Below are 13,744 nucleotides of genomic sequence, written 5' to 3' on the forward strand. Positions count from 1 at the left end.
CCTTCACTTCGGGCGGTAGCGGGTCAGCGACACCGACACGGTGATCTCAAAGTTCTCGGGGAGCGCGCCCAGCGAGGCCGGGTCGAACGACCACGCGCTCGGCCCCATCCCCACCAGCTGGGCGAGCTCGTCGTGGTCGAGCGTGAGCGGGTACTCCACGGTTTCCCCGCCCAGCAAGGTGAAATGCGGGTCGAGGCTGTCGCGCAGCCGTTCCTGCTTGCGCCCGTCGACGGTGAGCAGCCCGAGCTCGCGCACCAGCGAGCCCAGGTGCGCCGGGGTCGGGGTGACCACGAGCAGCTCGCCGTCGGGGTGGGTGACCCGGCGCAGCTCCTGGCCGTTGCGCGGGGCGAAGACGTTGAGCACCAAGGCCGCCGCGCCGTCCCCGACCGGCAGCTCGCTCCAGGCGTCGGCGACGACCGCGCCGATCCTCGGGTGGGCCTTGGCCGCGCGGCGGGCGGCGAACTTGGACAGGTCGAGCACGATGCCGTGCCGGTCCGGCAGCACGTCGAGCACGGCCCGGAGGTAGTGGCCGGTCCCGCCGCCGATGTCGAGCACGCAGCCCTCGGGCAGGGGTGCGCCCGCGGCCTCGGCGAGCGCGTCGGCGACGGGGCCGTAGTGGCCCGCGCCGAGGAAGGCCTCGCGCGCCGCGACCATTCCGGCGGTGTCCACGCGGTAGGAGTGGTTGCCCGCGAGCAGGCTCACGTAGCCCTGCCTCGCGATGTCGAAGCTGTGGCCGCCAGCGCAGGAAACGGTGTTCCCGGCCGCCGCGAGTGGGGCCCTGCAATGAGGACACCGCAGGTGTTCCAGGTGTTCGCTGCGCATGACGCGGCGAAGTATATGCACCGGCGCCGCCCGGTTGCCCGACCGCACCCGGCCGCGAGTCGGCCGACGGGACTGCTCCGATCGACCCAACAAGGCGCTTCGGGCTTTTCCGAAACGGCAAGCTCATCTATACAATGCACTCGCATTGCAAAAGGGGGAGGCCGTGATGCGCCTGGTAGTGGGCATGACCGGAGCCACCGGCGCCGAGCTGGGCATCCGGGTGCTGCTCGCGTTGCGCGAGCTCGGGGTGGAGACGCACCTGGTGCTCAGCAAGTGGGCGCGCGCCACCATCGAGCTGGAGACGAGCTACTCGGTGCGCGAGGTGCGGGCGCTGGCCACCGCGGTGCACGGGGCCGACGACCAGGCCGCGCCGATCTCCAGCGGCTCGTTCCGCACCGACGGCATGGTGGTCGTCCCGTGCACCACCAAGACCTTGGCCACCATCCGGCACGGCACCGGGGACGGGCTGATCAGCCGCGCCGCCGACGTGGTGCTCAAGGAGCGCCGCAGGCTGGTGCTCGTGGTCCGGGAGACCCCGCTGAGCACGATCCACCTGGAGAACATGCTCGGCGTGACCCAGGCGGGGGCGACGGTGTTCCCGCCGGTGCCCGCTTTCTACAACGCCCCGCACAGCCTCGACGACGTCATCGACCACAGCGTGGCCAGGATCCTCGACCAGTTCGGTCTGGAGGCGCCGAACGCGGCCCGCTGGACCGGGACCGCCGACGCCAAGGCACAGCGGTTGCTGACCAACGGCTTCGCGCACAAGGAGTGAAGGGCATGTCCGGCACCGAGTTGTCCCGCAGAGGGCTCTTCCGGCGCGGTGGCCTGGTCGCCGCGGGTTCCGTCGGCGCGAGCCTGGCCGGGATCACCGCGGAGAGCGCCGCCGCCGCGCCGAGGAGGTGGGATCCCTACGACAAGGACGCCAAGCGGCGGCTGGGCAGCCTGCGCGAGTACCTCGACGCGCTGGCCGCTCTCGGCGACCTCCGGGAGATCAACCGCGAGGTCGACACCCACCTGGAGATCGGCGCGATCACCAGGCGCACCACCGAGATCAACGGCCCCGCCGTGCTGTTCAACCGGATCAAGGGCCACCCCAGGGGGTTCCGGGTGCTCGGCGCGCCCGCCGCGCTCAGCTCGCTGCCGCACGCCCGGTACTCCCGCGTGGCCCTGTCGCTCGGCTTCCGGCCGGACACCCACCCGCTGGCCATGGTGGAGGCGCTGGCCAGGGCGCACGACCTCAAGCCGGTCGAGCCGGTGACCGTCCCCAGTGGACCGTGCCAGCAGAACGTGTTGCTCGGCAAGGACGCCGACCTCACCAGGATCCCGGTTCCGTTGCTGCACAACGGAGATGGCGGCCCCTACCTGAACACCTGGGGCACCTTCGTGGTCGGCACCCCGGACGGCAAGTGGGTCAACTGGTCGATCAGCCGCGCCATGCTGGTGGACGGCAAGCGGTTCGCCCCGCTGGTGGTGCCGTTCTTCCAGCACCTGGGCGAGATCGCGGCGCAGTGGGCCGAGCAGGGCAAGCAGGCGCCGTTCGCCCTGGTGCAGGGCGCGGAGCCGGGCATCCCGTTCGCCTCGGCGATGTCCTTGCCGGACGGGGTGAGCGAGGCGTCCTTCCTCGGCGGCTACTACGGCAAGGCCGTGGAGCTGGTGCGCTGCAAGACCGTGGACCTCCGGGTCCCGGCCACGGCGGAGATCGTCATCGAGGGCCACATCGACTTCGAGAAGACCGTCGCCGAGGGACCGATGGGCGAGGCGCCCGGCTACATGAGCGTCCACGTGCGCCAGATGCCGACCTGCACGGTCACCGCGATCACCCACAGGGACAACGCGATCCTGCCCGTGGTGACGGCGGGCAAGGCGGTCGACGAGGACCACACCGCGGTCGGCGTCCCGGCCTCGGCGATCATCCTGAACGCCTTGCGCAAGAACGGGATTCCCGCGACGAACGCCTGGATGGTGCCGGAGAGCGCGCTGCACGTGCTCGCGGTGACCCTGCCGCGGGACTGGCCGGAGCGGACCGGGATCACGTCGTCCCGCGACCTGACCAAGCGCATCGCGGAGATCATCTGCGACACCCGCGTGGTCATCTGGCTGTCGCAGGTCATGGTGCTCGACGACGACCTCGACGTGACCGACCACCGCGACCTGATGTGGGGCTTCGCCACCAGGACGCACCCGGTGAAGGACCAGGTGGTCATCCCGCAGCGGTCCTTCAACGCGCTGATGGTCTGCTACGGCAAGGAGGAGCAGGAGACCTACCTCGCGCCGCTGCTCGCCTTCGACTCGCTGCTGCCACAAGGACCGGAGCGCCCGCGCAGCACCGCCTTCGACCTCAACTACCCGGCCGACCTGCGCAAGAAGATCTTGGACAACTGGGTCGACTAACAACGGCCATTCGCGGGCTTATGGACGTCTTCGACAGCTCTGAGAGGTCCATAAGCCCGCGAATGGCGTGTTTTAGCGCTCGGCGAGCATCGCGGTCATCTCGTCGATCTCCTTCTGCTGCGAGTCGACGATGTCCTTGGCCAGCTTCTTCGCGTCGGGGTCGGCGCCCTTGTCCAGCTCGGTGCGGGCCATCTCCAGCGCGCCCTTGTGGTGCTCGACCATCATCCGCAGCCACATCTTGTCGAAGGTGACGCCCTTGGCCGCCTTCAGCTCGGTCATCTGCTGCGGCGTCATCATCCCGGCCATGTCGTGCCCGGCGTGGCCCTCGTGGCCGGTCGGCGCGGGCGCGCCCCACTGCTTAAGCCAGCCGTTCATCTTGTCGATCTCCGGCTGCTGCGCCTTCCGGACCCGCTCACCGAGGCTGACCAGCTTCGGGTTGTCGCTGCGGCCGGGGATCAGGTCGGCCATCTCCACGGCCTGCTGGTGGTGCGGGACCATGCCGGAGGCGAACGCGATGTCGGCGGCGTTGTTCTTCGCCGCGGCGGGCGCGGACGTGCTGCTGTGTTCACTGTGGCCCGCGGGCGCGGGCTGGCCGCCGCAGGCCGCGACGGTGAGGGTGACGAGGGCGGCGACGACCGCGGTCTTGATGAGCTTCATGATTTCTCTTCCGGAGAGTCGTGGCGGGTGAACCGGGTCCGGGGCGTGCGTGAGCACGCACTCCGGCTAACCGATCACAACCGCAGTACGCACAACTCCGAGAGAGTCAGCCGAAGTGGTGGCGCGCGACTGGGCAGGCTCCGCAACCACCGCAGGGCGGAGGGACGGGGCAGTCCTTCGTGCTCCCGCCGCACGAGCGCGACCAGGGCCAGCCCCACCAGCCCGGTGATCACGACGATCAGCCCGACGCACATGTGCGTCATGGTGTCGCCGTGCGCCGGACCGTCCTCTTGAGACGGTCCGTGATGGCCTTCGTGCTGCTGGGCAACCGAAACCGTGTCCGGTGCGTGCGGCACCTGGTGCATCGCCAGCACGCCGAGGGACACCCCGACCACGAGCAGGCCGAGCATCGCTCCGCTCAGGAGCGTTCTGGTCGGTGCCCGGCGCATACCCCGCAGGGTATACGCAGACCTTGGTCACCCACAGAACCGCTGCTCCGCGGCGACCGGGTCGGCGGGCACCCGCAGCGACGTCCTGTCGAAGGCACCGAGGAAGTTGTCCACGAACCGCTCCCAGGTCAGCGGCGCGCGCACGGACTCCTGGAGCTCCGCGAGGTCACCGCAGGCCAGCGCCCGCCTGGCCGCCGCGTTCTCCTCGGTGGGCGCGCCGTAGTCGGCGGTGATCCACACGCGCGGCAGCTGCTTCTCGTGGCCCACCCGGCCGCCCCGGTTCGTCAGCTCCAGGTGCGCGGCCAGCGGGTAGGCCAGCCCGAGCGGGTCGACCGCCGGCTGCTCCAGCGTCGTGATCGCGCCCGCGGAGCCGAGAACCGGCCAGACGAGCGCGACCCGCTCCTCCCGGTTCGGGGACAGCGGCTCGCTCCTCGGCTTGTCGATGGCGAACACCAGCTCGCGCTTGGCGGACATGACCCAGCCGTGCTTCTCCCGCTGCGGGTTGACGTAGTCCTGCTTGGAGATCGGGTTGGCGACGCCGTTCTTCCGCACGTAGAAGCCCCGTTCGTCGGCGACGCCGAACGGGCCGAGGCCAGGGGAGTACAGCGGGCGCAGCATCACCGCGGCGAGCACCGCCCACGCGCCGAGCGCGAGGCTCGACCACTTCAGCACCTCGCGGTTCTCCGGCCTTGGCAGGCAGAAGAACGGCAGCATGATCAGGAGCAGGCCCGGAAGCAGCATGCGGCCGTGCATGAAGTCGCCGCCGACCTTGGTCACGTAGGTCATCGACAGCGCGCCCGCGACGACCGGCGCGAGCGTGAGGACGCGGTCCACCCGGCCGACGCGCCGCCGCAGACCGGCCCAGAGCACGATCCCCGCGGGGATCAGAACCCCGTAGGTGAGGAACAGGTCGAAGAAGTAGCCGAGGCCGCGCAGCCAGTGCGACTCCGACGCCTCCTTGCTGATCGCGGGCAGCGGAACGAGGATGCCGTAGTACCCCATCCGGAAGACCTGGTAGGCCACCGGCACAGCACCCGCGACGGCGAGCAGCCGGATGGTGTCGCGCCGCCCCGGCCGGTGCACCAGCCACAGCGCGACCAGGAACACGATCGACACGAGCGCGAGGTCGGGGCGCACGAGCGGTCCGAGGCCGAGCACGAACGCGAGCCCGTAGAGGTTGGCCTGGTCGTTGTCGCGCGAGCGGAGCAGCAGCCACCAGCCGCCGGTGATCCAGGCGAAGGCGAGGCCGGTCTCCAGTCCGGAGGTGGCGAAGTCCCACATCGGCGACAGCGCGAGCACGACGACCACGCCCGCCGGGACCGTGACCCCGCCGTGCAGCCGCTGCGCGCCCGTCACCGCGAGGGCGACGGCCGCGGCGGTCATGGCGAGCCCGAGGTACACCGCGGCCTCGGCCAGGTTGTCGGGCACGATGAACCCGACAACCACGAGTAACCACTGCCAGAGGGTGCCGGTGGAGGTCTCCGCGCGTTCGCCCGCGTTGTAGACCGGACCGTTGCCCGCGAGGATCTGCTCGACCGCGCGCACGTAGATCAGGCCGTCGTCGGAGATCCACCGGCGGGTGTACCCGGCGACCAGGATCACCGCGACGGCGGCAACCGCGACGCCGGTATTCCATCGACGAGAAGAAGCGTCCGTAGTCTTTTCGTTGTTTACCGTAACGGCATCCGTGGTTGCTTTCGGATTTCCTATCTCGCCGGACGGTGCGACAGTCACGAATTGCTCTCCTGGCTTTGCTGCTACCCTCTTCGGCTTCCCGCCATTTATAGTGTGAACGCCGTTGTCTGTGTCGTTCGGGGTGTCGAACGGTAGCGTTCTCCCTGGTCTGGGCGGTCGCAAACTGCGAAAAGCGACCTCACTCGAAGAATCTGCGCTCTGTCTCCTCGGGATTCTCCGGCGTTCGGTGACCGGTCCGCGCGAACGTCCGGAGTTCCCCAGTGCTCCGCTTGACAGCGCCCGTTTCGCGGTCCTGTCGTCCTCGGGCGGCAGGCGGGCCGCGATCGGTGAGGGCGGGGGCGACGTGTCCTTGTGGGACGACCGGACGAGGCCGTCGTGCGCCTCTGCCGGACGCTCGCCGCCTCCCGTGCGGCCCCCCGCACTCGCGCTCCTGGAGAGCTGCGAGGTGTGAGCTGACTTACCCCAGTTCGGGTGATGGCCTGCTCGGCCCGCCTTCGACGTGGCCCAGACGCGCCGTGCCGGAGCGAGCGGTCTACGATCCCCTCGGATGTCCGGGCAGGCTACGTATGCCCGCATCAGGCGGTGAAGTACAGCTCAGGAGGCATCGTGACGGCCGTAGCCCCCCAGCCGATCGCCACGCGTCCTTACGCGACGCGCGAGTCGGTCAAGGGTTCGTTCCTGCTGCGGATGTTCCGCACGACGGATCACAAGCAAATCGGGATCATGTACATCGTCACGGCGATGGCGTTCTTCCTGGTCGGCGGCGTCATGGCGATGCTGATGAGGACCGAGCTCGCCGTGCCTGGCATGCAGGTGCTCTCGCAGGAGCAGTACAACCAGCTGTTCACCATGCACGGCACGGTGATGCTGCTGCTGTACGCGACGCCGATCGTCTTCGGCTTCGCCAACTTCGTCCTGCCGCTGCAGATCGGCTCGCCCGACGTGGCGTTCCCGCGGCTCAACGCCTTCTCGTACTGGCTCTACCTCTTCGGTGGCCTCATCGTGATGGCGGGCTTCATCACCCCCGGCGGTGCCGCCGACTTCGGCTGGTTCGCCTACACGCCGCTCTCGGACGCGATCCACTCGCCTGGCGTCGGCGCTGACCTGTGGATCTCCGGCCTGGTCGTCGGTGGTCTCGGCACCATCCTCGGCGCCGTCAACATGATCACCACCGTGGTCTGCCTGCGCGCGCCCGGTATGACCATGTACCGGATGCCGATCTTCACCTGGAACATCCTGATCACCAGCCTCCTGGTGCTGATCGCGTTCCCGATCCTGACCGCCGCGCTGCTCGGCCTGATGGCCGACCGCCACCTGGGTGCGCACGTGTTCGACCCGGCCAACGGCGGCGTGATCCTGTGGCAGCACCTGTTCTGGTTCTTCGGCCACCCCGAGGTCTACATCGTGGCGCTGCCGTTCTTCGGCATCGTCTCCGAGATCTTCCCGGTGTTCAGCCGCAAGCCGATCTTCGGCTACAAGGGCCTGGTCTGGGCGACGCTGGGCATCGCGGCCCTGTCCGTCGCGGTGTGGGCGCACCACATGTACGCCACCGGCGCCGTGCTGCTGCCGTTCTTCGCCTTCATGACCTTCCTCATCGCCGTGCCGACCGGCGTGAAGTTCTTCAACTGGATCGGCACGATGTGGAAGGGGCAGCTCACCTTCGAGACGCCCATGCTGTTCAGCATCGGCTTCATCGTGACCTTCCTCTTCGGTGGTCTGTCCGGCGTCCTGCTTGCCGCCCCCGCCATCGACTTCCACGTCTCCGACAGCTACTTCGTGGTGGCGCACTTCCACTACGTGCTCTACGGCACCATCGCCTTCGCCACCTTCGCCGGCGTCTACTTCTGGTTCCCGAAGATGACCGGCCGGATGATGGACGAGCCGCTGGGCAAGCTGCACTTCTGGACGACCTTCGTCGGCTTCCACCTGACGTTCCTCGTCCAGCACTGGCTCGGCAACGAGGGCATGCCCCGCCGCTACGCGGACTACCTGCCCAGCGACGGCTTCACCACGCTGAACATGATCTCCACCATCGGCGCCTACATCCTCGGCGCGTCGATGCTGCCGTTCCTGTGGAACGCCTTCAAGAGCTACCGCTACGGCGAGATCGTGACCGTGGACGACCCGTGGGGCTACGGCAACTCCCTGGAGTGGGCGACCTCCTGCCCGCCGCCGCGGCACAACTTCACCGAGCTGCCCAGGATCCGTTCCGAGCGCCCCGCGTTCGAGCTGCACTACCCGCACATGGTCGAGCGCTTCCGCGCCGAGGCGCACATCGGTGGCAAGCACGGCAAGGCGACACCGGCGCCTTCCGAGGTGGCGGCGGCCGCGGTGCAGGCGGACGACGAGACCAAGGGTGACCCCACCGCCAAGTAGGCAGTACCGCAAGCAGTGCTCGACGACGAGCCCCTGGGCAGCGATGCCCAGGGGCTCGTTCGCTTTCTCCCAGCCGAAGAGGAGCCAGAAACCGTGACCGGCCCGAACGCCACCCCCGTGCTGATGACCGTGACCGGCCCGGACAAGCCGGGCGTGACCTCCGTGCTCTTCGCCGCGCTGACCAGGCACGGCGTGGAGGTGCTCGACGTCGAGCAGGTGGTGATCAGGGGCAGGCTGGTGCTCGGCGTGCTGGTCTCCACCGAGCACGACCCCGAGGGCCTGCAGGAGGCGGTGGAGCAGGCCATGGCCACGGTGCGGATGCAGGTCGACGTCGAGGTCGGCGCGGATGTCCGGTCCACATCGCAGCTGGCCTCCACCCACCAGCTGATCGTGATGGGCCGCCCGGTCACCGCGCGCGCCTTCACCGAGGTCTCCCGCAGGCTCGCCGCGCTGAACACCAACATCGACTCGATCCGCAGAGTCGCGGACTACCCGGTCACCGGCCTGGAGCTGTCGGTGAGCACGGCGACCCAGACCCCGCAGGGCGATGCCGAGCTGCGCGCGGCCATGGTGGAGCTCTCCGCCCGCATCGGCGTGGACATCGCGGTGGAGCAGGCGGGTCTGGCGCGCCGGGCGAAGCGCCTGGTGGTCTTCGACGTGGACTCCACGCTGATCCAGGGCGAGGTCATCGAGATGCTCGCGGCCAAGGCGGGCCACGAGGACGAGGTCCGCGGGATCACCGAGGAGGCGATGCGCGGGGAGCTGGACTTCGGCCAGTCCCTGGAGCGCCGGGTCGCGCTGCTGAAGGGCCTGCCGGAGAAGGCGCTCGACGAGGTCGCCGCCGAGCTGGAGCTGACCCCGGGAGCGCGGACCACGGTGCGCACGCTCAAGCGGCTCGGCTTCCGCTGCGGCGTGGTGTCCGGCGGCTTCACCCAGGTCGTGCTGCGCCTGGCGGAGGACCTCGACCTGGACTTCTGCGCCGCCAACGACCTGGAGGTCGTCGACGGGGTGCTGACCGGTCGCGTCGTCGGAGCGGTGGTCGACCGCGAGGGCAAGGCCGCCGCGCTGCGCCGCTTCGCCGACGAGTACGACATCCCGCTCGCGCAGTGCGTCGCGGTAGGTGACGGCGCCAACGACATCGACATGCTCTCCACCGCGGGCCTCGGGGTGGCTTTCAACGCCAAGCCGGCGCTGCGCGAGGTCGCCGACACCGCGCTCTCGCTGCCGTTCCTGGACGCGGTGCTGTTCGTGCTCGGCGTGACCAGAGCCGAGGTGGAGGCCGCCGACGCCGCGGACGGCCTGCCCGCCGAGCGCATCGAGATCGAGTGATTGACTGACCCCGTGCTCGCCACCGCCTCGATCCTCGACCCGCTCGCCGACCGCTACGTCTCGTGGCTCCGCCTCAGCGCTGAGTCCACAGTGGACACCTCGGACGAGCGGCCGGAGCTGGTGCGCGCCATGCCCATGGTCCTGCGCATCGAGAAGGCCGACCCGCCGTCCCGCGCCGCGTTGCTGGCGGCGGCGGCCTCCTCGGCGATCGCGGTGTGCCTGGACCCGCTCGCCGCGCCGGGACAGCCGTGGCACGACGAGGTGCACGCGTGGATGTGCGGCCGCATCCGCAAGGTCTCCCGCCGCGCGCGGGGGGCCCACTGGGCGGCCGTGCAGGACCTGCCGGGAGTGACCGTGGCGCGTGACGGCGCCGAGGTCCGGTCACTGCTTCCGGGCCTCGTGGTCGAGACGCCGAAGGTGCTGAGCCGCCTCCAGATCTCCGGAAGCGAGCTGCCGGAGGACCCGTCCCCGGCGGCGCTGCCGGACGCGGTGCCCGTGCTGTGGCTCAACCCCGACGCGGCGATGACCGTGGGCAAGGCGGCGGCACAGGTCGGCCACGCCACGATGCTGGCGGCGGCCCTGCTGCACGCCGACGGCAAGGGCGCCGACCTGGCGGACTGGGCCGAAGCGGGATTCCCCTGCACGGTCAGGAAAGCGGACCCGGCCCGTTGGCGCTCACTCCACCCGGGCGACGATCCCGCCCACGCCTGGCGGTCCAAGCGCGTCGTGGCGGTCCGCGACGCGGGCTTCACCGAGGTCGATCCCGGCACCATCACCGTCATCACCCAGTGGCCCGCCTGACCCACTTCCCCGCGTGACCAACAACTCCCTCCGACCGCCGACGTTTCGCGTTTTGTACGCATAACGCGCGTAGGAGCGCGCCAAATTCGCGTTATGCGTACAAAACGCGACTACGCGCGGCCCCCAGGATGAGGAGGCGGGGCGGAGTGGAGTGGGTTAGTCGGTGTTGATGCGTTCCAGGGCGCTGCGGACCACGGCGGGGTCGGTGGTGGTCCAGAACGGCGGCAGCGACGCGCGCAGGAAGCCGCTGTAGCGGGCGGTCATCAACCGCGGGTCGAGTACGGCGATCACGCCCTTGTCGTCGTTCGAGCGCAGGAGGCGGCCCGCTCCCTGGGCGAGCAGGAGCGCCGCGTGCGTTCCGGCCACCGTGAGGAAGCCGTTGCCGCCGCGCGCCGACACCGCCTTCTGGCGCGCCGAGGCCAGCGGGTCGTCCGGACGCGGGAACGGGATGCGGTCCATCACCACGAGCTGGAGCGACGGTCCCGGGACGTCAACGCCCTGCCACAGCGACAGCGTGCCGAACAGGCAGGTCTCGACGTCCTCGGCGAACTTCTTCACCAGCTGGCCGGTCGCGTCGTCGCCCTGGCATAGGATCGGCTGCTCGATCCGCTTGCGCAGCTCCTCGGTGGCCTGCTTCGCCGCGCGCATCGAGGAGAACAGCCCGAGCGTGCGGCCGCCCGCGGCCTGGACGAGCTCGGTCAGCTCCGTCAGGTACTCCTCGGGAAGCCCGTCCCGCCCCGGCTGGGGCAGGTGCCTCGCGACGTAGAGGATGCCGCTGCGCTGGTGCTCGAACGGCGAGCCCACGTCGATCCCGGTCCACCGGGGACCGGCCGAGTCGGACGGGACCTCCTTCTCCGTCGCCGCGCCTTCCGCCCGCTTCGCGGTCGAGGACGGCGGCAGCCCCCACTGCCTGCCCAGGGTGTCGAAGGAGCCGCCGAGCGCGAGCGTCGCCGAGGTCAGCACGACCGAGCGCGGCCCGAACAGCTTCTCCCGCAACAGCCCGCCGACCGACAACGGCGCGACCCGCAGCGTCGGCGGCCGGATGCGCTCCCAGTCGCTGGAGAGCCACACCACGTCGCGCCGCTCCGCCTCCGGCGCCTCGAAGGCGCCGAGCAGCCGGTAGGCGGTGTCGTGCACCTCGTCGAGCGACGCCCGCGCGATCTTGCGGTTGGCGGTGCCGTCCAGGTCCTCCTTGCGCTCCGGCCCGAGCGCGGTGATGCAGGCGTGCGCGGCGTCGCGCACGGCGGCCAGCGACCCGGCCAGCGGCTTCGGCAGTGACTCCAGCCGTCCCGCCGCCACGTCGTCCATGATCAGCGCGAGCCCGTCCGCGCTCTCCGCGAGCCGGTCGGCGACGTCCTGGTCGATCAGCCTGCCCACCCGGCGCGCCGCCGTGCCGACCATGCCGGAGGTGAGCTCGTTGGTGGCCACCGAGGTCACCCGGTCCACCAGGTCGTGCGCCTCGTCGATGATCACGACGTCGTGCTCGGGCAGCACCTTGTAGCCCTCAAGCGCGTCGATGGCCAGCAGCGCGTGGTTGGTGACCACGACGTCGGCCTTGCCGGCCTCGGCCCGCGCGCGCTCGGCGAAGCAGTCAACGCCGACCGGGCACTTGCTCACGCCGAGGCACTCCTTGGCGGTGACCGACACCTGCCGCCACGCCTGGTCGGTCACGCCGGGCACGAGCTCGTCGCGGTCACCGGTCTCGGTCTCCGACGACCACTCGTGCAGCCGCTTCACCTGCCGCCCCATCGCGGAGATCGCGAACTGGTCGAACAGCGCGTTGTCCTCGGGCTCGTCGTCGATCTCGCCGTGGATCTTGTGCATGCACAGGTAGTTGCGGCGGCCCTTGAGGATGGCGAAGCGCGGCTCCCGCCCGAGCAGCGGCGTGAGCGTCTTCGCCAGCCGGGGCAGGTCCCGGTCGACGAGCTGGCGCTGCAACGCGATGGTCGCGGTGGACACCACGACGGTGGCCTCGGCGGCGACGGCGTGCCGCAGCGCGGGCACGAGGTAGGCCAGCGACTTGCCTGTGCCGGTGCCCGCCTGCACGGCCAGGTGCTCACCACTGGTGATGGTGTGCGCGACGGCCTCGGCCATCGTGAGCTGCCCGGGGCGCTCCGACCCGCCGACCGCCTCGACGGCGGCGGCGAGCAGCGCACGAACCTCGGGGATCTCGTGCGGTTTCCGCGTCGCGGTCAGGGTGCTCGGGGAGGCAGGGGACACGTCAGGAGACGCTACCGCGAGCCTCGGACAACTCGTGCAGCACGCGCTCGCCCACCGCGACGGCGGTCAGCCCGTGCCGGACGGAGAGGCTGGTGGTTCTCCCCGCGCGTGCGGCGAGGATGTCGTCCAGGTCGGCCTTGAACTCCGGCCAGTGCTCCGCGGCGGCCCGTCCGGCCTGTGACTTGCCGATGACCTCGCCAGTGCGCACGGTGTGCCACAGCCGGGGCGGTCCGAGCGCGATCCACACGATCGCCTGTGCGGATACGGGCGCGTCCGGCTTCTGCGCGTCGAGCAACGCCTTCGACTCGTTCAGCAGCGGTGCCCAGTACTCGTCGAAGTTGTCCTGGCAGAACCGCTTGGCCGCCTCGACGTCGGCGTGCGGCCTCGGTCGCCTGCCGCGCACGGTCTCGGCGGGACCGGCGAGCTGCAGCCACGTGATCGGGTTCAGCTGGAAGCTCCGCTCGGTGGTGCTGAGCACGCCCAGGTTCGCCCACGGCCCGTCCGCGACGTCGTCGGGGCGCCCGTCGAGCTCCCCGTCGCGGACGTAGACCGCCTCCACGCTGACCCCGGGTCCGGTGTGCGCGTCCGCGAGCACGGCGGGATCGGCGTCACTGGACAGCTCGACGACGACATCGAGGTCGGAGATCCCGGGTCGGTAGTCGTCGAGCACCGCCGAGCCGACGACGTGCATCCCGGTGACGAGCCCGGGAGCCCTCGCGTCCAGTCTGTCCAAGTGGTCTCTGGCGACCGCGAGGGCCGTGCTCGTGATCATGCCGACCACGTTACCCACGCGCCAGGGACGACTCGTCCAGCGCGTTCGGCGACCCGAAGGCGGCATCGGCGCGGGGCGGGGGACAGCGCCGATTGCTCTCCGTTGTCGCCGAAGCCGCCGCTACCTCGGTCGGGGCATATGGGTTTCCCGAACGAGTGGCGGGCGGCAAATCGTGTATAGCGTTAGGCCGTTCGGCCGATGTTCCGAGCGAGAACGCGTCCGTCCTGTG

At 70.3% G+C, this 13,744-nt stretch carries 11 protein-coding genes; 5 read left to right on the forward strand and 6 right to left on the reverse strand.

Translation table 11 applies throughout. The features are described 5' to 3' along the window. Nucleotides 1-3 precede the first annotated feature (3 nt). Complete coding sequence (locus ACFFQA_RS17945) at nt 4-822, reverse strand: putative RNA methyltransferase (RefSeq protein ID WP_377853199.1); 819 nt, start codon at nt 820-822, stop codon at nt 4-6. Between the two features lie 166 nt (nt 823-988). Here ACFFQA_RS17945 and ACFFQA_RS17950 point away from each other — a divergent pair, with 166 nt between their 5' ends. Together ACFFQA_RS17950 and ACFFQA_RS17955 are read left to right on the forward strand one after the other, a co-directional pair. Next, the gene (locus ACFFQA_RS17950) at nt 989-1,597 is read left to right on the forward strand and encodes a UbiX family flavin prenyltransferase (RefSeq protein WP_377853201.1); all 609 of its coding nucleotides are present in this window, start codon (nt 989-991) and stop codon (nt 1,595-1,597) included. A gap of 5 nt (nt 1,598-1,602) precedes the next feature. Next, entirely contained in the window at nt 1,603-3,216 is a 1,614-nt protein-coding gene (locus ACFFQA_RS17955) for a UbiD family decarboxylase (protein WP_377853203.1), read from the forward strand. Nucleotides 3,217-3,288: 72 nt separating this feature from the next. On the opposite strand, the gene ACFFQA_RS17960 is transcribed toward ACFFQA_RS17955, so the two are convergent. The 3 genes from ACFFQA_RS17960 to ACFFQA_RS17970 all read right to left on the reverse strand — a co-directional run bounded on the left by ACFFQA_RS17960 (nt 3,289) and on the right by ACFFQA_RS17970 (nt 5,924). Next, a complete protein-coding gene (locus ACFFQA_RS17960; RefSeq protein WP_377853205.1) occupies nt 3,289-3,873 on the reverse strand; it encodes a DUF305 domain-containing protein in 585 nt (194 codons plus the stop codon). A gap of 74 nt (nt 3,874-3,947) precedes the next feature. Beyond that, on the reverse strand, nt 3,948-4,322 hold the full coding sequence (locus ACFFQA_RS17965) for a hypothetical protein (protein ID WP_377853207.1): 375 nt from the start codon (nt 4,320-4,322) through the stop codon (nt 3,948-3,950). 27 nt (nt 4,323-4,349) lie between these two features. Then, entirely contained in the window at nt 4,350-5,924 is a 1,575-nt protein-coding gene (locus ACFFQA_RS17970) for an arabinofuranosyltransferase AftB family protein (protein ID WP_377853209.1), read from the reverse strand. Between the two features lie 699 nt (nt 5,925-6,623). Here ACFFQA_RS17970 and ctaD point away from each other — a divergent pair. The 3 genes from ctaD to ACFFQA_RS17985 all read left to right on the forward strand — a co-directional run bounded on the left by ctaD (nt 6,624) and on the right by ACFFQA_RS17985 (nt 10,523). Beyond that, entirely contained in the window at nt 6,624-8,393 is a 1,770-nt protein-coding gene (ctaD, locus tag ACFFQA_RS17975; protein WP_377853211.1) for an aa3-type cytochrome oxidase subunit I, read from the forward strand. Between the two features lie 123 nt (nt 8,394-8,516). Further along, nucleotides 8,517-9,722, forward strand: a complete 1,206-nt coding sequence (gene serB / locus ACFFQA_RS17980) for a phosphoserine phosphatase SerB (RefSeq protein WP_377853421.1) — start codon at nt 8,517-8,519, stop codon at nt 9,720-9,722. Next, nucleotides 9,723-10,523, forward strand: a complete 801-nt coding sequence (locus ACFFQA_RS17985) for an aminoacyl-tRNA hydrolase (protein ID WP_377853213.1) — start codon at nt 9,723-9,725, stop codon at nt 10,521-10,523. It begins immediately after the preceding gene. 156 nt (nt 10,524-10,679) lie between these two features. Here ACFFQA_RS17985 and ACFFQA_RS17990 read toward each other — a convergent pair whose 3' ends face one another. Further along, a complete protein-coding gene (locus ACFFQA_RS17990) occupies nt 10,680-12,743 on the reverse strand; it encodes an ATP-dependent DNA helicase (RefSeq protein ID WP_512699662.1) in 2,064 nt (687 codons plus the stop codon). 1 nt (nt 12,744) lies between these two features. Next, nucleotides 12,745-13,515, reverse strand: a complete 771-nt coding sequence (locus ACFFQA_RS17995) for a nucleotidyltransferase domain-containing protein (protein WP_377853215.1) — start codon at nt 13,513-13,515, stop codon at nt 12,745-12,747. Between the last annotated feature and the right edge of the window lie 229 nt (nt 13,516-13,744).

The sequence above is a fragment of the Allokutzneria oryzae genome, assembly GCF_042429765.1.
Lineage (GTDB): Bacteria > Actinomycetota > Actinomycetes > Mycobacteriales > Pseudonocardiaceae > Allokutzneria > Allokutzneria oryzae.

Coding starts and splice junctions, on each gene's coding strand:
- ACFFQA_RS17945 (WP_377853199.1), bottom strand. CDS start 822: ATGCGCAGCGAACACCTGGAACACCTGCGGTGTCCTCATTGCAGGGCC.
- ACFFQA_RS17950 (WP_377853201.1), top strand. CDS start 989: ATGCGCCTGGTAGTGGGCATGACCGGAGCCACCGGCGCCGAGCTGGGC.
- ACFFQA_RS17955 (WP_377853203.1), top strand. CDS start 1,603: ATGTCCGGCACCGAGTTGTCCCGCAGAGGGCTCTTCCGGCGCGGTGGC.
- ACFFQA_RS17960 (WP_377853205.1), bottom strand. CDS start 3,873: ATGAAGCTCATCAAGACCGCGGTCGTCGCCGCCCTCGTCACCCTCACC.
- ACFFQA_RS17965 (WP_377853207.1), bottom strand. CDS start 4,322: ATGCGCCGGGCACCGACCAGAACGCTCCTGAGCGGAGCGATGCTCGGC.
- serB (WP_377853421.1), top strand. CDS start 8,517: ATGACCGTGACCGGCCCGGACAAGCCGGGCGTGACCTCCGTGCTCTTC.
- ACFFQA_RS17995 (WP_377853215.1), bottom strand. CDS start 13,515: ATGATCACGAGCACGGCCCTCGCGGTCGCCAGAGACCACTTGGACAGA.